Origin of the sequence: Bosea vestrisii, from assembly GCF_030144325.1 — a bacterium.
In the GTDB taxonomy this organism is placed as follows: domain Bacteria; phylum Pseudomonadota; class Alphaproteobacteria; order Rhizobiales; family Beijerinckiaceae; genus Allobosea; species Allobosea vestrisii_A.
Genome location: NZ_CP126307.1, coordinates 4,305,546 through 4,324,873 on the forward strand (window position 1 = coordinate 4,305,546; position 19,328 = coordinate 4,324,873).

Annotated in this window: 21 protein-coding genes; 12 read left to right on the top strand and 9 right to left on the bottom strand. The window is 66.6% G+C overall.

Going from position 1 to position 19,328, the window contains the following annotated elements; all coding sequences use genetic code 11:
• The gene (locus tag QO058_RS21205) at nt 1–1,029 is read right to left on the bottom strand and encodes a TonB-dependent receptor domain-containing protein (protein WP_284168218.1); all 1,029 of its coding nucleotides are present in this window, start codon (nt 1,027–1,029) and stop codon (nt 1–3) included.
• Between the two features lie 34 nt (nt 1,030–1,063).
• A complete protein-coding gene (locus QO058_RS21210) occupies nt 1,064–2,233 on the bottom strand; it encodes a TonB-dependent receptor plug domain-containing protein (RefSeq protein ID WP_284168219.1) in 1,170 nt (389 codons plus the stop codon).
• A 269-nt stretch (nt 2,234–2,502) separates the two neighbouring features.
• Here QO058_RS21210 and QO058_RS21215 point away from each other — a divergent pair, with 269 nt between their 5' ends.
• On the top strand, nt 2,503–3,486 hold the full coding sequence (locus QO058_RS21215; protein ID WP_284168220.1) for a helix-turn-helix transcriptional regulator: 984 nt from the start codon (nt 2,503–2,505) through the stop codon (nt 3,484–3,486).
• Between the two features lie 9 nt (nt 3,487–3,495).
• Here the strand turns inward: QO058_RS21215 and QO058_RS21220 are convergent, their stop codons facing one another.
• Together QO058_RS21220 and QO058_RS21225 are read right to left on the bottom strand one after the other, a co-directional pair.
• Complete coding sequence (locus QO058_RS21220; RefSeq protein WP_284168221.1) at nt 3,496–5,208, bottom strand: cytochrome c biogenesis protein DipZ; 1,713 nt, start codon at nt 5,206–5,208, stop codon at nt 3,496–3,498.
• 25 nt (nt 5,209–5,233) lie between these two features.
• Complete coding sequence (locus QO058_RS21225) at nt 5,234–5,449, bottom strand: hypothetical protein (protein ID WP_284168222.1); 216 nt, start codon at nt 5,447–5,449, stop codon at nt 5,234–5,236.
• Between the two features lie 132 nt (nt 5,450–5,581).
• Here QO058_RS21225 and QO058_RS21230 point away from each other — a divergent pair, with 132 nt between their 5' ends.
• Entirely contained in the window at nt 5,582–6,070 is a 489-nt protein-coding gene (locus tag QO058_RS21230) for a MarR family winged helix-turn-helix transcriptional regulator (protein ID WP_284168223.1), read from the top strand.
• Between the two features lie 13 nt (nt 6,071–6,083).
• On the opposite strand, the gene QO058_RS21235 is transcribed toward QO058_RS21230, so the two are convergent.
• A complete protein-coding gene (locus QO058_RS21235) occupies nt 6,084–7,091 on the bottom strand; it encodes an LLM class flavin-dependent oxidoreductase (protein WP_284168224.1) in 1,008 nt (335 codons plus the stop codon).
• Between the two features lie 396 nt (nt 7,092–7,487).
• Here QO058_RS21235 and rpsA point away from each other — a divergent pair, with 396 nt between their 5' ends.
• Nucleotides 7,488–9,194 carry a 30S ribosomal protein S1 gene (gene rpsA / locus QO058_RS21240; protein ID WP_284168225.1) on the top strand — a complete coding sequence of 569 codons (1,707 nt, stop codon included), beginning with the start codon at nt 7,488–7,490 and terminating at the stop codon, nt 9,192–9,194.
• Nucleotides 9,195–9,284: 90 nt separating this feature from the next.
• Nucleotides 9,285–10,574, top strand: coding sequence for an Hsp70 family protein (locus QO058_RS21245; protein WP_284168226.1), 1,290 nt, complete (start codon nt 9,285–9,287; stop codon nt 10,572–10,574).
• Nucleotides 10,575–10,580: 6 nt separating this feature from the next.
• Here QO058_RS21245 and QO058_RS21250 read toward each other — a convergent pair whose 3' ends face one another.
• Nucleotides 10,581–10,955 carry a cupin domain-containing protein gene (locus tag QO058_RS21250; RefSeq protein WP_284168227.1) on the bottom strand — a complete coding sequence of 125 codons (375 nt, stop codon included), beginning with the start codon at nt 10,953–10,955 and terminating at the stop codon, nt 10,581–10,583.
• A 275-nt stretch (nt 10,956–11,230) separates the two neighbouring features.
• Between QO058_RS21250 and QO058_RS21255 the strand changes: the two genes are divergently transcribed.
• The 5 genes from QO058_RS21255 to lhpI are packed head-to-tail and all read left to right on the top strand — an operon-like array spanning nt 11,231 to nt 13,825.
• Complete coding sequence (locus tag QO058_RS21255; RefSeq protein ID WP_284168228.1) at nt 11,231–11,536, top strand: Clp protease/crotonase-like domain-containing protein; 306 nt, start codon at nt 11,231–11,233, stop codon at nt 11,534–11,536.
• 52 nt (nt 11,537–11,588) lie between these two features.
• Nucleotides 11,589–12,200, top strand: a complete 612-nt coding sequence (locus tag QO058_RS21260) for a S49 family peptidase (protein ID WP_284168229.1) — start codon at nt 11,589–11,591, stop codon at nt 12,198–12,200.
• A gap of 28 nt (nt 12,201–12,228) precedes the next feature.
• The gene (gene ihfB / locus QO058_RS21265; RefSeq protein WP_284168230.1) at nt 12,229–12,516 is read left to right on the top strand and encodes an integration host factor subunit beta; all 288 of its coding nucleotides are present in this window, start codon (nt 12,229–12,231) and stop codon (nt 12,514–12,516) included.
• Between the two features lie 18 nt (nt 12,517–12,534).
• Nucleotides 12,535–12,870, top strand: coding sequence for a LapA family protein (locus QO058_RS21270; RefSeq protein WP_284168231.1), 336 nt, complete (start codon nt 12,535–12,537; stop codon nt 12,868–12,870).
• A 10-nt stretch (nt 12,871–12,880) separates the two neighbouring features.
• Nucleotides 12,881–13,825, top strand: coding sequence for a bifunctional Delta(1)-pyrroline-2-carboxylate/Delta(1)-piperideine-2-carboxylate reductase (lhpI, locus tag QO058_RS21275; protein ID WP_284168233.1), 945 nt, complete (start codon nt 12,881–12,883; stop codon nt 13,823–13,825).
• A 115-nt stretch (nt 13,826–13,940) separates the two neighbouring features.
• On the opposite strand, the gene QO058_RS21280 is transcribed toward lhpI, so the two are convergent.
• Together QO058_RS21280 and QO058_RS21285 are read right to left on the bottom strand one after the other, a co-directional pair.
• Nucleotides 13,941–14,114, bottom strand: coding sequence for a DUF3309 family protein (locus QO058_RS21280; protein ID WP_284168234.1), 174 nt, complete (start codon nt 14,112–14,114; stop codon nt 13,941–13,943).
• An 89-nt stretch (nt 14,115–14,203) separates the two neighbouring features.
• On the bottom strand, nt 14,204–15,187 hold the full coding sequence (locus tag QO058_RS21285) for a Bug family tripartite tricarboxylate transporter substrate binding protein (RefSeq protein ID WP_284168235.1): 984 nt from the start codon (nt 15,185–15,187) through the stop codon (nt 14,204–14,206).
• A 149-nt stretch (nt 15,188–15,336) separates the two neighbouring features.
• Here QO058_RS21285 and mepA point away from each other — a divergent pair, with 149 nt between their 5' ends.
• Complete coding sequence (gene mepA, locus QO058_RS21290) at nt 15,337–16,278, top strand: penicillin-insensitive murein endopeptidase (protein WP_284168236.1); 942 nt, start codon at nt 15,337–15,339, stop codon at nt 16,276–16,278.
• A gap of 104 nt (nt 16,279–16,382) precedes the next feature.
• Entirely contained in the window at nt 16,383–17,081 is a 699-nt protein-coding gene (locus QO058_RS21295) for an alpha/beta hydrolase (protein ID WP_284168237.1), read from the top strand.
• A 56-nt stretch (nt 17,082–17,137) separates the two neighbouring features.
• Here the strand turns inward: QO058_RS21295 and QO058_RS21300 are convergent, their stop codons facing one another.
• Complete coding sequence (locus QO058_RS21300; protein WP_284168238.1) at nt 17,138–18,283, bottom strand: extensin-like domain-containing protein; 1,146 nt, start codon at nt 18,281–18,283, stop codon at nt 17,138–17,140.
• 310 nt (nt 18,284–18,593) lie between these two features.
• Here QO058_RS21300 and QO058_RS21305 point away from each other — a divergent pair, with 310 nt between their 5' ends.
• Nucleotides 18,594–19,301 carry a glutathione S-transferase N-terminal domain-containing protein gene (locus tag QO058_RS21305; protein ID WP_284168239.1) on the top strand — a complete coding sequence of 236 codons (708 nt, stop codon included), beginning with the start codon at nt 18,594–18,596 and terminating at the stop codon, nt 19,299–19,301.
• Nucleotides 19,302–19,328 lie beyond the last annotated feature (27 nt).

Below are 19,328 nucleotides of genomic sequence, written 5' to 3' on the forward strand. Positions count from 1 at the left end.
TCAGAAGGTCTTGCGGAAGCCGAGCGTCACGGTGCGGCCCCAGGCATAGTTGGCGAGGTTGCGCACCGAGGTCGCGGTCGGGTTCTGGTAGTTCCGGTCGAACAGGTTGTTGACCGCGACATAGGCCTCGCCCTCGAGCACCGGCGCGGTGAAGGCGACGTTCATGGTGGCGGCGCCCTTCAGCTTGTTTCGGGTGCCACGCAGATCGGTCGCAACGTCGCGATCGGAGAACGCCTCGCCCTCGACCCGCAGCTGCATGCCGTTGGTGAAGCGGTAGCTGCCATAGAGCATGCCGCGATAGGGCGAGCCGATGCGGTTGTTCGGCAGGGCGCTGTCGAGCTTGCGGTCGCCATTGGTGTCGTAGCGACCCTCCCGATAGGCCAGCACGGTGCCGATGGTGAACTGCTCGGTCACGGCGACGTCGCCAGTCGCCTCGACACCCCAGATCCGCTCCTTCTGCTGCGAGATCGTGTTGCTCGCCTGGTCGAAGGTCACGCCCTTGCCGGAGGTGCTGATGAAGCCGGTCAGCGAGCCCTTGAAGATGCCGTGGCTGCCGCGGATGCCGAGCTCGTAATTGTTCACGATCTGCGCTTCGGGCGCGATTGTGCTGTAGCTGACATTGCGCCGGTTGGCCGGCAGGCAGTTCGGGTTGGCGACCGGGCAGGCGAAGGCGGTGGAGATGCCGGCGCGGCGGGTGAAGGCGCCGACATCCGGCAGCGCGAAGCCCTGCGAGAAGCCGCCGAAGATCTCGCTGCTCTCGGAGAGCTTGACCGTCGCGCCGAGATTGCCGGTCCAGGCCTTGTAGTCGAAGTTGCCACCGGTAACGTTGAGGGCCGGCAGCACGAAGCTCTGGAAGCCCAGCGCATTGTTGGCGGCCACCGCCGCATAGGCGGCCGGGCGGACATAGTCGCTGACCGCAAGCGAGAAATACTCGTAGCGCAGGCCACCGCGCAGGGTGATGCGCTCGCCGATCGGGATCTGCAGCTGGCCGAAGGCGGCACTCGTCGTCTGCTTCAGCGGTGTGAACACGTCCTGGCCGCTGGTCAGGGTCTGCCAGGTCTTCTCATGGCTGAGGTCGCCGCCCCAGGTGAACTTGGCGCCCGGCAGCAGCCGGTCGAGCGGGGGTGTCGATCGTCAGGTTCACGCCGCCGCGCTGCGAATAGAGCGTGGTCTGGTTGTCCGGGCTCGTCGGCGAAGCCGGGTTGAAGGAGTAGTAGACTTGGCTGTTGTAAGGGTAGGAGAAGGTCGAGAAATTGAAGCGCTTCTTGATGTCGTTGTAGTAGCCGAGCACGCTGAGCTTGCCGAGGGCGAAGTCGCTGTCGCTGTAGCGCAGCGAGACCGACTTGGTGTCCTCGATGACGTTCTGCCCGGTATAGAGCTGCGTCCGGTCCGGCCGGGCGAAGGGCGCGGCGTAGTTGGTCAGGTATTTCGGGTCCTGATCGAAGGCGATCAGCGAGCCCTGCAGTTCGATGCGCTTGCTGGCGTCGAAATCATAGCCGAGCTTGGCGAGCAGGTTGCCGGCCTTGTAGCGGTCGCCGCCGCCCTGGCCGAGCAGTCCATCGGAAGGCAATTCGCGCCCTCTGCCGTCATAGGTGCGTCCGGCGCCGCGGCCGCTGCCTGAGATCAGGTAGTCGAAGCCGTCAGGAATCTTGCCGGAGACGGTCACAGAAGCCTCGGGCGCCAGCGAGCGGCCGAGAGCCTGGGTGAAGCCGCGCACGGCGGTGTTGACTGTCACGCGTGGCTTGCCGTCCGCGGCCTTCTTGGTGATGAAATTGACCGTGCCGCCGGTCGCGCCGGCACCGTAGAGGCTGGACGCTCCGGCGACCATCTCGATGCGCTCGACCGTGTTGAGATCGATCAGCGCGAGGATGCGCGAGACATCGCGTAGCGGCGTGTTCATCGGCACGCCGTCGATCAGCACGAGCAGGTCGCGGCCGCGATAATTCTCCGAGGCGCTCGACACCGTCTGCGTCGACATCGAATAGCCGGGCACCAGCTTGCCGAGCGCGGCCGCGGCGTTCGGGCTGAACTTGAGCTGCTCCTCGATCTGAGCCCGGTCGAGCACCTGGATCGATTGCGGCGTCTCGGCCGTGCTGCGCTCGGTGCGCGCCGCCGTGACGGTGATCGTGTCGAGATCGATCACGTTCGTCTGGGGTTGCGGCGACTGCGCCACCGCCGCCGAGGCGTAAAGCAGAGCCGGCAGGCTGATGGCGAGGGAAGCGCGCTTGCTCATGAAGACACCTGTCGTCGTCGGTCCGGATCGGGGTCTGTGCACGAGAGTATCGCTCGCTGCCGCTCGATCTGAAGTTGTGATGCCGTTTCGATCTTAGTTTAGAACTAGAATAAACTAGTTTTATTCGTTGATCTCTGCGGCGAAAAGCTCTGCATGCGTTGAGTTGTTGTGATCTCTAAAATTATATCTAAAGCATCATCTTGGACTTGCGCGAACGCGCTATGGGACAAAAGCGAACTCCGATGCGAGACGAAGCGCCTGTGGCCGCGATGCCACGGTCTGCAAACGCCAAGGCAGCCGAAGCCGAGACCTTCGCGCCATTCTGGCTGGTCTCGGGCGAGGCCGCGTCCGACGAGATTCGGACAATGGCGCACAAGATTCTCGGGCGTGTGCCCGATGGCGAAGACATTCGCGCCGATGCCGCGCTGCCCTTCGCCGCTCGCAGTGCGCTGACGACGAAGCCCGATATCGGGCTGATGTCCTGCTTTGCCCCAGCGACGCCGTGGACTTGGCCGGCGCGCCGGGACGGGCAAGAGCCGCGCTATATTCTCGTGCGCCCCTCCGATGGCCGCTGCGTGATCGAGCAGGCGGGCCGCCGCGTCTCGCTGCGAGCTCGTGATGCCGCCGTCGTCGATCTCGCGCAGGAGACGCGCTTCACCCTCGTCGAGCTGGGCCGTATCGACCTGATCGCGCTCGACCCGGCCCGGCTGCCGCCGCTGACGCAACTTGCCCCTGACGAACTGATGCAGGCGATTCCGCGCGGAAATCGCGGCCTGCAGGTGCTGGCGCATTACGGCGCGCTGCTGCTGCGCGGATTGTTTCCGCTCAATTCGGCGCCGCTGCGCGACCTCGCGATCGGCCATGTCCACGATCTGATCGGCGTGATGCTGGCCGATCGCAGCGCCCCGCCGGTGACCGCAACGCCCCGGCGCGGCGGCCGGCTCGCTGCGATCAAGGCCGATATAGAGACCAGGCTGGAGCGGCGCGAACTCTCGATCGACATGATCGCCGGGCTCTACGGCGTGACCCCGCGTGCCATCCAGAAGGCGTTCGGCGCCGAGGGGCGCACCTTCTCCGACTATGTGATGGAGCGCCGGCTCGAACGGGCCTGGCTCAAGCTGATGTCGGCCGAGGACGACGCCATCTCGATCAGCAGCGTCGCCTTCGAGGTCGGCTTCGGCGACCTCTCCTATTTCAACCGCAGCTTCCGCAAGCGCTTCGGCCGTTCGCCTTCGCAGGTCAGGGCCGGCTGACGTGTTCCGTCAGCCGAAGGTGAAGGCGTAGGCGCGCACGCCGGGGTCGAGGAACTCGATGCTGAAGTCGCGCGGCTTCACCGGCCCGTCCTGGCGGACCAGCTGGTAGAGCCGCTCGTCGCCGATCGTGCCGTAGCCATCGGCGTCGACATCGGCGCCACGGGCGCTGCCGGGCACGGCGCCGTCGATGGTGACGCGGAACCGGACCGGCGGGCTGCCGGGCAAGCGCCCCATCACCAGATGCAGGTCGCGGGCGTGGAAGCGATGGTTGATCCGGCCGCCTGCCTGCTGCGACGTGGCGAATTCGCCGGCGACAGTCCAACTGCCGGCAAGGCTCCACTGGTTGAGGCGCGGTGAGGTGGCGGCCTCGTAGGTGGCGGGCGCATCGGCCCTGATGCCGCCCGGCGAGGCGAAGCCGCTCGTGCGGGCATGGCCGAGATAGGTCTCGGGCGAGCGCAGATTGGCGAAATCCGGCGCTCCCTGCGCGCCTTCGCCCGAGATCTTGGCGATGCCGGGCTCGACCTTGCTGCCGGCCTCGGCGAGCAGCGACTGGATCAGTCTTTCGGAAGCGGCATAGTCGCCCTCGCCGAACTCGTGATGGCGGGTGCGACCCTGCGCGTCGATGTAGTAGCGCGCCGGCCAGGCCTGGTTCCCGAAGGCGCGCCAGACCGCATAGTCGTTGTCGATCGCGACTGGATAGGCGACACCGAGCGCCGCGACGGCCTTGCGGACATTGTTCGGATTCTTCTCGAAGGCGAATTCCGGCGTGTGCACGCCGATCACGACGAGGCCCTGGTCCCGGTACTTCTCGGCCCAGGCCCGGACGTAAGGCAGCGTGCGCAGGCAGTTGATGCAGGAATAGGTCCAGAAATTCACCAGCACGACCTTGCCGCGCACGCTCTCGGCCGCGATCGGCTCGCGGTCGAGCCATTGCTTGGCGCCGAACAGCGGCTTGGACACGGGCTGGGCCTGCGCGCTGGTGACCAGTTCGGGCATGCCCGGCGATGCCAGGTCGATCAATCGTTGTTCGATCGCGGCGGTGGTCGGCGCCGACAGACGGGTGAGGACGCTGGTGTCGAGGCCGAAGGCGATCGCGATCGCGCTCGCGACCACCGCGACGCCGAGGCCGCGGCGTAGCGGCTCGAACAGGGCTGCGGGTCGCCGGGCCCGCGCCAGCAGCCGGTTGCCCAGCAACAGCACGGCAGCGAGCGCCGTCGCCGCACCGGCGGCATAGGCAAAGAGCAGGAGCGCAGTTGTGACGCTCGGCCCGCCGAGGGCGGCGCCGGCCAGGATCAGGCCGAGCACCGGCCCGGCGCAGGGCGTCCACAACAGGCCGGTGGCGACGCCGATCAGGGCGGAGGATGCGGGTCGCAGGTCGGTGCGGCCATCCGCGCCCGCGATGCGCGTCAGCCTTTCGCCGATCCTGGTCAGCGGGGCTGCGAGGCGCTCGGGGAGGGCCGGGAACAGCAAGGCCAGCCCGAACAGGGCGACAAGGCCGAGGGCGATGCTGCGGCCATGGCTGTTGAGCGCGATCGCCCAATTGCCGGCGACCGCGGCGAGGCTCGCTACGGCGGCGAAAGCCAGCGCCATGCCGAGCAGCATGGGCAAGGTGCTGCTGCGGAAAGGCTGGCCGGCGCGCGTGAGCACGAAAGGCAGGACCGGCAGGATGCAGGGGCTGGCGATGGTCAGGACGCCGGCGAGATAGGCCAGGACGAAGTTCACGGAAGCGTCTCCTCGGCAGGGGGCGTCAGGATCGGGCCGCGCCGCGGCGTGGCGGCGGGTTCGACGACACGATCGGGCTGGGGCCGTAGCTGCGCGGGCCGGTGAACGCGCTGCAGGCCATCGAGAAGCTCGCCGCCGCTGCCAACATCGCCGCCAGCAGCAGGCGGCGCGGGGCCGGAATGGTCTCCACCTGCGCTTGAACGGGCGCCTTGGCGGTTGATAGCTCAAGGTGCGGCGGCATTGCGTGCTCCATCATTTACTTATTGAGCGATTAGATCGCTCGACAAGTAAGTGATGTCAGAAAGCCATTCAACCGCTTGAAAACAAATCGTGCATCAAATATCTGTGAGCGATCCTTTTCCGGAGAGGTACCTTGGCGAGCAGTTCAGAACAGGCAGGTCGGCAAGCGGGCGCGAACAGCCTGCCGGGGCTCGACGAATTCCTTTGCTTCGCGGTCTATTCGACCAATCTCGCCTTCAACCGCGTCTACAAGCCGCTGCTCGACGAGCTCGGGCTGACCTATCCGCAATACATCGCGCTGGTCGCCCTCTATGAGGAGGCGGACCAGACGGTCGGCCGGCTCGGCGAAAAACTCTTCCTCGACTCCAGCACGCTGACGCCGCTGCTGAAGCGGCTGGAGGCGATGGGCGCGGTGACGCGCCAGCGCGACCCGCAGGACGAGCGCCAGGTCCGTATCAATCTGACGGTTCAAGGGCGCGCTTTGCGCGAGCGGGGCAGGGCGGTGCGGGTCAGCATGCAGCGTTCGACGGGCCTGACGCCGGAGGAGCAGCGCCATCTGCGCGAGGAGATGGTGCGGCTGCGGCGAAACCTCACCGCAGCCGAGCGCGGAAGCCGATCCTGAAACAGCTACGAGTTCAGGCCGCGACTGCGGCCCGTCCGAGCGCTGGCTGGATTTCGGCGAGGATCTCGTAGGAGCGCTTCCGGGCCGCGTGGTCGAAGATCGGCGAGGCGACGATCAACTCGTCGGCCTTTGTCTTCGCGATGAAGGCCTGCAGCTGCGCCCGCACGCTTTCGCGCGAGCCGACGAAGGAGCAGGCCAGCATCCGCTGCGCCTGCGCCTTCTCCGGGCCGGACCAGTAGTCCTCGATATCGTCGATCGGCCTCGGCAACAGGCCGCGCCGCCCGCGCAGCATGTCTGCGAAGCGCTGCTGCACCGAGGTGAAGAGATGCTGCGCCTCGGCATCGGTTTCGGCCGCGATGACGTTGCAGCCGACCATGGCGTAGGGCTTGTCGAGCTGCGCCGAGGGCTGGAAGCGCTCGCGATAGACGGAAAGCGCGTCCATCAGCGCGTCCGGCGAGAAATGCGAGGCGAAGGCATAGGGCAGCCCGAGCACGGCGGCGAGCTGTGAGCCGAACAGGCTGGATCCGAGGATCCAGAGCGGGACATTGGTGTTGGTGCCCGGCACCGCCTGGATAACCTGATCCGGCTGCAATGGCCCGAGCAGAGCCTGGAGTTCGAGCACGTCCTGCGGGAAGCGCTCGGAGGCGTCGGCCTCGCGCCGCAGCGCTCGCCAGGTGCGCTGGTCGGTGCCCGGCGCCCGGCCGAGCCCGAGATCGATCCGGCCGGGATAGAGCGTTTCCAGCGTGCCGAACTGCTCGGCGATCACGATCGGCGAATGGTTCGGCAGCATGATTCCGCCGGCGCCGACCCGGATCGTCCGGGTGCCTTCGGCGACATAGCCGATCGCGACCGAGGTCGCTGCGCTGGCGATGCCGGTCATGTTGTGGTGTTCGGCCAGCCAGAAGCGGGTGTAGCCGAGCCTTTCGGCATGTTGGGCGAGATCACGGCTGTTATGGAGGGCGTTTGCTGCGGTCGAACCTTCGGCGATGAAGGCGAGGTCGAGGATGGAGAGCGGGAACATATGGGACTTCCCTTGCATCGCGCCGGCTCGTGGCCGGGCTTCGCGGGGAAAGATCGGCAGCCTTCCGGCGGCTCGCAAGGCCGCTTCACGCATGCGCGACCGGCATTTCGCGCCGCAATCCGCTTGCGAAACGCTACGAAAATCGCTAGGTCAGCCTCGTCCGAAGGGCCGTGATCGATCACAGCCGGGGGCGGCCAATCGGCCTGCTCCCGTTTCGTGGTTGAAAAAAGCGGGCCTTTTGATGCGGATCGGCCCCTGCGGCCAGGCGCCGCCGTCCTGAGGGACGGCAAGCTCCGTAACCGGAGCACCGCGCGGACCGGTCCGGTGTGCAGCACCAACCCAATCGGCGCCATGCCGGACATCCGCGGGATACGCGGCCGGCGTTCAGGAGCATTTATGTCAGCTGTCGAAAGCTATCACGCGGGCCGCGAGGATTTCGCCGCCCTGCTCGAGGAATCGTTCACCCGTAACGAGGCCCTCGAAGGTACCGTCATCAAGGGCAAGGTCGTTGCCATTGAGAAGGACATGGCGATCATCGACGTCGGTCTGAAGACCGAAGGTCGCGTCGCCCTCAAGGAATTCACCGGCCCGGGCCGGGAAGAAGAGCTCAAGGTCGGCGACGAGGTCGAGGTCTACCTCGACCGGATCGAGAACGCGCTCGGCGAAGCCGTCATCTCGCGCGACAAGGCTCGCCGCGAGGAGAGCTGGGTCAAGCTCGAGAAGGCGTTCGAGGCCCGCGAGAAGGTCATGGGCAACATCTTCAACACGGTTAAGGGTGGCTACACGGTCGATCTCGACGGCGCCGTCGCCTTCCTGCCGCGTTCGCAGGTGGACATCCGCCCGATCCGCGACGTCGGCCCGCTGATGGGGCAGCCGCAGCCCTTCGAGATCCTCAAGATGGATCGTCGCCGCGGCAACATCGTCGTCTCGCGCCGCACCGTGCTCGAAGAGACCCGCGCCGAGGCGCGCTCCGAGCTCGTCGCTTCGCTCGAAGAGGGCCAGGTCATCGACGGCGTCGTCAAGAACATCACCGAATACGGTGCGTTCGTCGACCTCGGCGGCATTGACGGCCTGCTGCACGTGACCGACATGGCCTGGCGCCGCGTCAACCATCCGTCCGAGGTCGTGACCATCGGCCAGACGGTCAAGGTCAAGATCATCAAGATCAACCAGGAGACGCACCGCATCTCGCTGGGCATCAAGCAGCTGCTGGCCGATCCGTGGGATGGCATCGCCGCCCGCTACCCGGTCGGTACCCGCCTGAAGGGTCGCGTCACCAACATCACGGACTACGGCGCGTTCGTCGAAGTGGAGCCGGGCATCGAAGGCCTGATCCACGTCTCCGAGATGTCCTGGACCAAGAAGAACGTCCACCCCGGCAAGATCGTCTCGACCTCGCAGGAAGTCGACGTCGCGATCCTCGAGGTCGATCAGGTCAAGCGCCGCATCTCGCTCGGTCTCAAGCAGACCCTCCGCAATCCGTGGGAGGTCTTCGCCGAGCAGCATCCGTCGGGTGCCGTGGTCGAGGGCGAGGTCAAGAACAAGACCGAGTTCGGTCTGTTCCTCGGCCTCGAGGGCGACATCGACGGCATGATCCATCTGTCGGACCTGGACTGGAACCGTCCGGGCGAGCAGGTGATCGAGGAGTACAAGAAGGGCGACATGCTCCAGGCGGTCGTTCTCGATGTCGACGTCGAGAAGGAGCGCATCTCGCTCGGCCTGAAGCAGCTCGGCGGCGATCCCTTCGTGGATGCCGGCGAGTTCAAGAAGGGCCAGGTCGTGACCTGCGAGATCGTCGACGTCAAGGACGGTGGTCTCGACGTCAAGATCGTCGGCACGGACATGACGACCTTCATCAAGCGCGCCGAAATCGCGCGTGATCGTGCCGAGCAGCGCCCCGAGCGCTTCGCTGCCGGTGAGAAGGTCGACGCCCGCGTCATCCTTTTCGACAAGAAGGCCCGCAAGATCCAGGTCTCGATCAAGGCTCTGGAAATGGCCGAGGAAAAAGAGGCGATGGCCCAGTACGGCTCCGCCGACTCCGGCGCCTCGCTCGGCGACATCCTCGGCGCGGCCCTCAAGAAGGCTGGCACCGACAAGAAGTGATCATCGGGCCGCGTCTCGCGGCCTGACCAATCCATCGGCCCGCGCGGAGAAATCCGCGCGGGCTTTTGTTTCGGCAAATGGAGCACGGCAATGGACGACGCGGCGATCGGGATCGATTTCGGCACCACCAACAGCGTGGTCGCGCTCGCACGTCCGGATGGCTCCGTTACGACCCGCAGCTTCGCGACGAAGCAGGGTGCCGTCGACGCCTATCGCTCGGCCTTGATGTTCTGGCGCGAGGGCAGGCCGCCCCACGCCCATGTTACCCATGTCAGCGGCCCCGATGCGCTCGACATGGCGCTCGGCATGACGACCGAGCACCGTTTCCTGCAATCGCTGAAGACCTATCTGTCGAGCCGCGCCTTCCAGGAGACCCGCCTGTTCGGCAAGCTCTTCCGGCTCGAGGATCTGATCGCGGTCTTCCTGAAGGACCTTTCCGCCGGCCTTGATGATCTCGGGGAGCGCGCCGTCCTCTCCGGCCGCCCGGTCGTCTTTGCCGGCGATCGCCCCGACGAGACGTTGGCCCTCTCGCGCCTCTCGGCAGCCTACGGCAAGGCCGGCATGCCGACGGTGGACTTCGCCTACGAGCCGCTCGGCGCCGCCTACTGGTACGCCCGCGAGCTCAAGACCCCGCAGACCATGCTGGTCGCCGATTTCGGCGGCGGCACCAGCGACTTCTCGGTGATGCGTTTCGAGCCAGGTGGCGCGGGCCGGCTGCAGGCGGTCCCGCTCTCCCATGCCGGTGTCGGCATCGCCGGCGACAGCTTCGACTACCGCATCATCGAGCATGCGGTCTCGCCGCTGCTCGGCAAGGGCTCGGACTATCTCTCCTTCGGCAAGCGCCTGCCGATCCCGGCGCATTACCACGCCGCCTTCGCGCAATGGCACCGGCTCTCGCTGATGAAGAGCCGCGAGACCATGACCGAGCTCAAGGCGCTGATCCGCGATGCAGTCGAGCCTGACAGGCTCGAGGACCTGATGACGGTGATCGAATACGATCTCGGCTATGAGCTCTACCGCGCCGTCTCGGCGACCAAGATCGCTCTCTCTGCGCAGGACGAGGCGCAGCTTTCCTTCGACCAGATGGGCGTGCGCATCGAACGCACGGTGACGCGGACCCTGTTCGAGCGCTGGATCGCCGAGGATGTCGCGGCGATCGAGGGCGCGCTCGACGAGGCGTTGTCCGCAGCCGGGGTCGAGGCGGGTCGGATCGAGGCGGTGTTCATGACCGGCGGCACCTCCTATGTCCCGGCGGTGCGTGCCCTCTTCGACCGCCGCTTCAGCCCGGAGCGCATCCATATCGGCGACGCCTTCCGCTCCGTCGCGAGCGGGCTCGCTCTGCTTGCGCTCGACCGGCAGCAGGCGCTCGCCGCGGCCTGAGGCCGCTCAGATCCAGCGATCGTTCTGCGCCGTCCGCGCGCCGCCCTCATGGCCGGTGTTGAGCGTGCCGCGCGGCTCGATCAGCAGCATGCGGACCTCCTTTTCGGCGAAGGGCTTGTGCTCTTTGCCCTTGGGCACGACGAACATCTCACCGGGACCGACCGTGACCGAACCGTCGAGGAAGTCGATGCGCAACGAGCCCTCGAGTACGATGAAGGCCTCATCGGTCTCAGGGTGGTCATGCCAGATGAAGTCGCCTTCGATCCTGACGATCTTGATCTGGTAGTCGTTGAGCTCCGCCAGGACGCGCGGCTGCCATTGTTCGTGTATCTGGCCGAGCTTCTCGGCGAAGTTGATGGCGCGATAGGTGTTTTCGGGCATCTCGGCAGGGCTCCGATCAAGGTGCCGATAAGCTCGGCATTCGTCGTCTCCCTGTCTTGAACGATCGTGCAGGGCTTGCCACGGATATCGGCGCGACAACTGCCGCCTTGCCGCCCCGGCACCGCGGAGCTACACCACTGGCCTCTAGAGCCCGCTCCGATCAGCTTGCATCCAAGCTGATCGGAAAAAGCGGTCTCTATCGCAAAGTGAGAGACGGATTCACCGATCGGGTCGTTGCGCCCTGGTCGAATCCGACTCTAACCGGAGCCGCCGAGATGTCGTCCGATGCCGATCTGCTCGCCGATCGCCGCAGCCTGCGGCGTAAGCTCTCGCTCTGGCGGTTGCTCGCGCTTGCCGGCGTCGTCGTCCTGGCCGTCGCCGGCGGGCTCGTCTGGAGCGGGCGCCTGCCAGGCAGCACCGCGCAGGCGCACATCGCCCGCGTCACCATTTCCGGCTTCATCTCCGGCGACCGCCGTACGCTCGATCTGATCAAGTCGCTGGAGGACAGCCGCGCCAGCGCCGTGCTGCTCAGCATCGACAGCCCCGGCGGTACCGTGACCGGTTCCGGAAGCGCTGTATGAGGCGATTCGCCGGCTTGCCGCGAAGAAGCCGGTCGTCGCGGTGGTCGACGGGATGGCAGCGTCCGGCGGCTACATCGTCGCTCTCGGCAGCGAGCGGATCGTCGCGCGCCAGACCTCTCCCGTCGGCTCGATCGGCGTGATCGCCCAGATTCCCAATGTCGCGAGATTGCTCGACACGATCGGCGTCAAGTTCGAGATCACCCGCTCGAGCCCGTTGAAGGCTGCTCCGAGCGGCCTCGAGCCGACCTCGCCCGAAGCTGCAGCCGAGATCGCGCGCGTCATCGCGGATAACTACGACTGGTTCAAGCGGCTGGTCGGCGAGCGTCGCAAGCTCGCCGAGGCCGAAGTCGCCAAGGTGGCGGACGGGCGCGTCCATTCGGGCCGCCAGGCGGTCACGCTCAAGCTTATCGACGAGGTTGGCGGCGAGGCAGAGGCGATTGCCTGGCTCGAGCGCGAGAAGGGCATCGGCAAGTCGCTACCGGTGCGCGATTGGCGCCGCCGCAGCGAATCCTCCTCTTACGGCCTGTGGAGTGCCGGCGAAGCGCTGGCGCGTGCGGCGGGCCTTGAGGCGATTGCGGCGCTGCTTGCGCGCGCGGCTGAAATCCCGGTCGGACTGCGGCTTGACGCGCCCTTGGCGCTCTGGCAGCCTGCCGTCGAAAAGTGACGATGTTACAAGCGGTTATATTGGACCCATGATAAAATCAGAACTCGTCCAGCGCATCGCCGAGCGCAACACTCACCTCTATCAGCGCGACATCGAGAACATTGTCGGCTCGATCCTCGACGAGATCGTCAAGGCGCTCGCCCGCGGCGATCGTGTCGAGTTGCGCGGCTTCGGCGCTTTCTCGACCAAGGAGCGTGCCGCCCGTGTCGGTCGCAATCCGCGCACCGGCGACTCCGTCAAGGTCGATCAGAAGTTTGTGCCGGTCTTCAAGACCGGCAGCGAGCTGCGCATGCGGCTGAACGGCAAGGCCGGCTGAGCCGGCTGGAGGAGCGGAATGAAGGCTTTCTTCAAGGCGCTGGTGCTTGTCCCGGTCGCACTTCTCGTGGTGCTGTTCTCGGTGGCGAACCGCGCGCCCGTCCGCGTCTCGCTCGATCCGGTCAGCCGTGATGCCCCGGCGCTCGCCTTCGATCTGCCGCTCTTTGCCGTGGTCCTCGCCGCCATCGCCATCGGCATCCTGATCGGCGGCTTCGCCTCATGGCTGGCGCAGGGCAAGCATCGCAAGGCTGCCAGGTTCAATCGCCGCGAAGCCGACAAGCTGCGTGGCGAAGCCCAGTCGCTGCGCGCCGCGGTGCCGGATTCGGCGCTGCCGGCGCTGACCAGCCGCGTCTGAAGCAGCAGCCATGCGTTTCTTCTCTGCGGCCGAGATCGACGGCCTGCTCAACTTCCCCGCCCTGATCGATGCGCTCGCCGATGCCTTCCGCGGCGATATCGTCACGCCGGTCCGGCATCACCACGAGATCGAGCGGCCGGATGCGGCAGCGACCCTGCTGCTGATGCCGGCCTGGACGGCGCCGGAGGCGAGCCCGGCCTTTCTCGGCACCAAGGTCGTCACGGTCTTCCCGGGCAATGCCGCGCTGAACCAGCCGAGCGTGATGGGGACCTACCTTCTGATGGATGGTGCGACCGGTGCGCCACTCGCCGCATTGGATGGCGCGCGGTTGACGCTTTGGCGCACTGCCGCGGCGTCTGCGCTCGCCTCGCGCATGCTGGAGCGGCCCGATACCAAGCGCATGCTGATGGTAGGCGCCGGTGCCCTCTCGACTTTTCTGGTCAAGGCGCATCGCAGCGTGCGGACTTTCGAGGACATCGCGATCTGGGCGCGGCGCCCGGAGGCTGCGGCCGAGGTGGTCGCGGAACTGGCGCGTAATGGTATCGAGGCGCGGGTCGCGGAGAACCTGGAAGCCGAGGCGCGTCAGGCCGATCTCATCTCATGCGCGACGCTGTCGCGCGAGCCATTGATCCACGGCCGCTGGTTGAAGCGCACCGCCCATCTCGATCTGGTCGGCGCTTTCAACCTGTCGATGCGCGAAGCCGATGACGAGGCGTTGCAGCGCGCCCATGTCTTCGTCGATACGCAGGCCGCGCTGCATGAAGGCGGGGATGTTGCCGTCGCGATCAAGGCGGGCGCCTACACGGCCGAGCAGGTTTCCGGAACGCTGGCCGGTCTCTGTCGCGGCGAATACGATGCCGCCGCCGAGCGCGACGACGTCACCCTGTTCAAATCGGTCGGCACCGCTCTCGAGGATCTCGCTGCCGCCATGCTGGTCTGGAAGCTGGCGAGCTGAAGCGCGAGCCCCCACTGCCGTCATTGCGAGGAGCGAAGCGACGAAGCAATCCAGGGGCAGCAGAGCTCTACGTCCCCCTGGATTGCTTCGCTGCGCTCGCAATGACGATAAGCGCTTAGACCCTGACGACCGGGCCGCCGAGCGCTCCGAGCAGCCAGAGCACAAGCACGATCACCAGCACGAGGCCGACCACGCCGCCGAGCCCGGCGCCGCCATAGCTGCGGTGACCGTAATATCCGCCGCCGCCGAGCAGGACGATGAGCAGGATGAGGATGAGGAGTGTGGACATGATTCGCGCCCTTCTTCGGCCGCTGCCTCGTCGCTGTCGACGGGCGAGCGTTCAAAGAACGTCGGGCGCGAACCGTAAGTTCCGTGAAGTTACTCCGCCTTGATGCCGACCTCGCGGATCAGCCCCACCCATTTGGCCTGCTCGGCCCGGACAAAGGCAGCAAGCTCCGTCGGTGTGTTGCCGACCGGCTGGGCCGCGAGTTGGTCCATCTTGCCGCGCACGACCGGATCGGCGATCGCGGCCTTGGTCTCGGCCTGCAGTCGGTCGATGATCGCCTGCGGCGTCTTCGCCGGTGCGAACAAGGCGAACCAGGAGGAGACGTCGAAGCCGGGCACGAGATCGTTGATCGGCGCGAACTCGGAGGCGGTCGGCGCGCGCTGCGCCGTGGTGACGCCGAAGCCGCGTACAGTGCCGGCACGAACCTGAGGCAGCGCGGCGGTGATGTTGTCGAACATCAGGTCGACGCGCCCGCCGATCAGGTCCTGCATCGCCTGGGCCGAGCCGCGATAGGGCACGTGCACCATCTTGATCCCGGTCAGCTTCTGGAAGAGTTCGCCGGCGAGATGGATCGAAGTGCCGACGCCGGAGGAGGCATAGGTCAGCTTGCCCGGATTGGCCTTGCCATAGGCGATCAGCTCGGCCGTGTCCTTGACCTTCAGGCTGGGACTGATGACAAGCAGATTGGGCACCAGCGCCACCATGGTGATCGGCGCGAAATCGGTGAGCGGATCGTAATTCACCTTGGCATAGAGAGCCGGATTGGCGACGAGGCCGACCGAGACGATCAGCAGCGTGTCGCCGCTCGGCTCGGCCCGGGCCACCGCCTCGACGCCGATATTGCCGCCGGCCCCGGGACGATTCTCGACCACGAAGGTCGCGCCGAGCGCCTGGCCGACCTTGTCGGCGACGAGCCGGCCGAGGATGTCGGTCGCGCCGCCCGGCGTGAACGGCACGACCAGCTTCGGCGTGCGCCCCTGCGGCCAGGCGCCTTGCGCGTAACTGGCTGCGGGCAGGGCAAGCGTGGAGCCAATGCCGCCGAGCAGTGTGCGGCGGTCGAGTGTGAAACGGCTCATGATCTGATGTCTCCTCCGCTTGCAGGCGCCGGGGAGCGTGCTGCCCGTCCTTCGGCGTTGCAGACGCTGCCGGTTGAACCGCCGCCTGTCCAGCATGTTGATCGGGGAGCAGCTTGACCTGAGCGCGAGCGGCCTGCGAGTCTGCGCCGATGCAACCCTTATCCCGCTTCGCCTGCCTGATTCTCCTGCCGCTGCTGATCGCGGCCGGACCGGCTCACGCGCAATCCACCGCCGAGGCGGAGGCGAAGACCCGCGCCGCCAACATTGCCGCTTACCCTGACGCAGCCCGCGCCCTGTTCGGCCAGAAGACCACCCCTGCCGCGCTGCGGGCGCGCGCCATCGGCTCTTATGCCCGCGGCTGTCTGGCTGGCGCGACCGCGCTGCCGGTCGACGGTGAGAATTGGCAGGTGATGCGGCTCGCCCGCAACCGCAACTGGGGCCATCCCGAGCTGATCTCCTTCCTCGAGCGCTTCGCCCGCGAAGTGCCCAAGATCACCGGCTGGAGCGGGCTGCTCGTCGGCGACATCTCGCAGGTGCGCGGCGGGCCGATGCTGACCGGCCATGCCTCGCACCAGATCGGGCTCGATGCCGATGTCTGGCTGACGCCGATGCCGCGCAAGCGCCTCGACAGCGACGATCGCGAGAACATGTCGGCGATCAACATGGCCCGTTCTGACTGGCGCGATGTCGATCCGAAGAACTGGACGCCGGCCCATACCCGCCTGATCAAGGCTGCCGCCAGCGAGCCCAGGGTCGAGCGCATCTTCGTCAATCCGGCACTCAAGGTCGCGCTCTGCCGCGAGGCCGGCTCGGACCGGTCATGGCTGGGCAAGGTTCGGCCGATGTGGGGTCACAACTATCACTTCCATATCAGGATGAGCTGCCCGCCCGGCGTCGAGGGCTGCGACGGCCAGGAGCCGCCCAATTTCGGCGATGGCTGCGGCGAGGAGCTCAGCGGCTGGGTCGAGCGTCAGCATCAGGCGATCTTCAACCCGCCCAAGCCAAAGCCCGGCCCCAAGCCGAAGCCCAAGCCGCCGATGTCGCTCGATGCATTGCCGGCCGAGTGCCGGCAGGTGCTGGTGTCGCGCTAGGGGTGGCGGATCAGCGGTCGCTTCTTCCGTTTTCGCGTCCTAACCTGACAGCACGCGAGGTTCCGCATTTTGCGAGGCCGCGTCGCTGATCAGTGGAGGACGCGATGAGTGCCAAGCCGACCATCGTTCTCGTTCATGGTTTCTGGGGTGGGGCCGCGCATTGGAGCAAGGTCATTATCGAACTGGCGCGCAAGGGCCATACCGATCTGCGCGCCGTCGAGATGCCGCTGACCTCGCTCGCCGACGATGCCGAGCGCACGCGCAAGATGGTGAAGCAGCAGGCGGGCCCGGTGCTGCTGGTCGGCCATTCCTATGGCGGGGCCGTCATCACCGAAGCCGGTGATCTGCCGAACGTCGTCGGCCTCGTCTACATCGCCGCCTTCGCGCCGGATGCCGGCGAAAGCCCCGGCGGCATCAGCCAGGCGGCCCCGCCGGCGGCCTTCGCCACTCTCGCTCCCGACAGCGACGGCTATCTCTGGATCAACTACGACAAGTTCCATGAGAGCTTCTGCCAGGATCTGAGCGCCGACGAGGCGCTCGCCATGGCGGTCGCGCAGAAGGCGCCGCTGGCATCGACCTTCGGCGATGCGATCACGGCTCCGGCCTGGAAGAAGAAGCCGGTCTGGTACCAGCTCTCCACCGACGACCGGATGATCCATCCGGACAACCAGCATCGCATGTCCGAGCGGATGAAGCCGCGCCGCATCCTCACGCTCGATGCCAGCCACGCCTCCCTGGCCTCGCGCGCCGGAGAGGTGGCAGCGCTGATCGATGAAGCTGCTCAGGAGGTCGCGAAGGCCTGAAGGCTGTTGGCCTGAGGGATGATGACGGCGCTCCGCTTGGGATCGCCGCCATTATTTTACCGCCGGAGCGGGCCCGTCGGCTGGCCGGGCCGATAGGCGAACGGATCGTTGCGCGGGTTGATCGGCGGTTCGCTCTCGCCCGGCTGGGCGCTGTCGAGGACGCCATTGCCCTCGTCGTCGCCGACGATCAGCTCCTCGGTCGGCGGTGTGGCACCGGGCAGCTGCAGCGGTCCGCGCATCTCGCTCGGCGCCGGCTGCGGCTGGTAGCGCGGGCTCGCCTGCTGCGGGCCTTCTTCGATGTAGCGCCGCTGGCCGTCGAGCCCGCCCTGGCCGGAGCGATGGGCGACGGAATAGCCGCCATCGACCGCACCCGGCGGGCGCAGGCCGCCGCTCGGCTGGCGCAGCAGCCCGCCTGAGCCACCAGCCACCATCGGCGGCGGCAGCGTCTGACGCGTATCGTGCTGCTGCTGTTGCAGTGCCATGCGGTCCGGCCGCGCCGGATCCGGTGGCGGCAGGTTGTAATTAGGTTCGTACTTGATCACCGGCTTGCAGATGTGCCGGCCCTTGGAATGGCGCGCCAGGTCGATGTGGAAATGATCGTAGTGGAAGGCGTCGGCGCCGGGGCCGAGCACCGTCGAGAAATGCTCGCAGGCGCCGACGAAGATTTCGCGCAGGAAGGCCTGCTCCTCGGGCGAGCCGCGCCAGCCATCCTTGACGGTGACGACGCGGTTGTCGTTCATCCGGAAGGAGAAGACGTCGACGGCATTGCCAAAAGCGTGTTCGGAGGTGCGGCTGGTGCCGGTGCCGTTGTTCATGGCGCGGCAGGAATAGGAGCCGGCGCGGATCTCGATCACCTGCGCGCCGAGCACGTTCATCGCCGCCGGCTGCACCACCTCGGTGAACCATTTGTCGGTGGTCGCGACCACGGGGCAGGCGAGCGTCGCATTGCTGGTCAGCGCGACGCTGCCATTGGCGAAGGCCGCGACCTTGAGCGGCTTTTCCATGCCGCAGGTGCCCGGCCCGTCGATCGCCTTGTCGCGCAGGCTGACATAGGCCGAGAGCTGCACCTGGCGCGAGGCCAGGCACTGGGCTTCGGCCTGGTCACGCCAGGCAGCGCGCTGCGGCTTCTGGAACTTGCCGCAGCCGGCAAGGCCGACGCCGATGACGCCGAGCGCGATGAGGGTGAGATGAACGCGACGCATGACCCATCAAATGCGAGGCGTTGGGTGAACGGTTTGTTGACCGGCTGCGTCCTGGAAGCCACGACGGGATTAACTTTGCCGATGGCGTTAAATGGCGGTTAACGCAGCTCCGCGGGCCGGCGTCGGTCTTAACCTTCGCATTTCCGATTTGCTTTGACGGTTCGGCGGCACTGCAAGGTCCAAGCGGTTGCGCCGCCAGGGGTGCCGCCCCAAGTTACGCCGCAACGTCATGGCCTGCGCCACTGGCGTCCCGCCTATGGGGCGAGCCGGCAATGCCGGTGCCAAGCCCGCCATCCGAGGAATCTCCCCGATGTCCGATCTCTCCGCTTTTCCGATCACGAAGCTTTGGCCTGCCCAGCATCCTGACCGGCTGCAGCTCTATTCGCTGCCGACGCCAAATGGCGTGAAGGTTTCGATCATGCTGGAAGAGACCGGCATCCCCTACGAGCCGCACATGATCGACATCGGCAAGAACGAGAGCTGGACGCCGGAATTCCTCTCGCTCAACCCCAACGGCAAGATCCCGTCGATCATCGACCCGAACGGTCCCGGCGGAAAACCCTTCGGCCTGTTCGAATCCGGTGCGATCCTGGTCTACCTCGCCGACAAGGCCGGCAAGTTCCTGCCCACCGATCCCGCTCGCCGCTACGAGACCCTGCAATGGGTGTTTTTCCAGATGGCGGCGATCGGCCCGATGTTCGGCCAGCTCGGCTTCTTCCATAAATTCGCCGGCCGCGAATACGACGACAAGCGCCCGCGTGACCGCTACGCCAAAGAGAGCAAGCGCCTGCTCGGCGTGCTCGAGACCAGGCTTTCCGGCCGTGACTGGTTGATGGGCGACGAATACACCATCGCCGACATCGCGACGCTCGGCTGGGTCCGCAACCTCGTCGGCTTCTACGGCGCCGGTGAGCTGGTCGAATACGACAAGCTGAAGCTCGTCCCGGCGTGGCTGGAGCGTGGTCTGGCGCGTCCCGCCGTGCAGCGCGGTCTGGAGATCCCGAAGCGGCCGGGCTGAGGGAGCGGGGCACGTCATGCTCGGGCT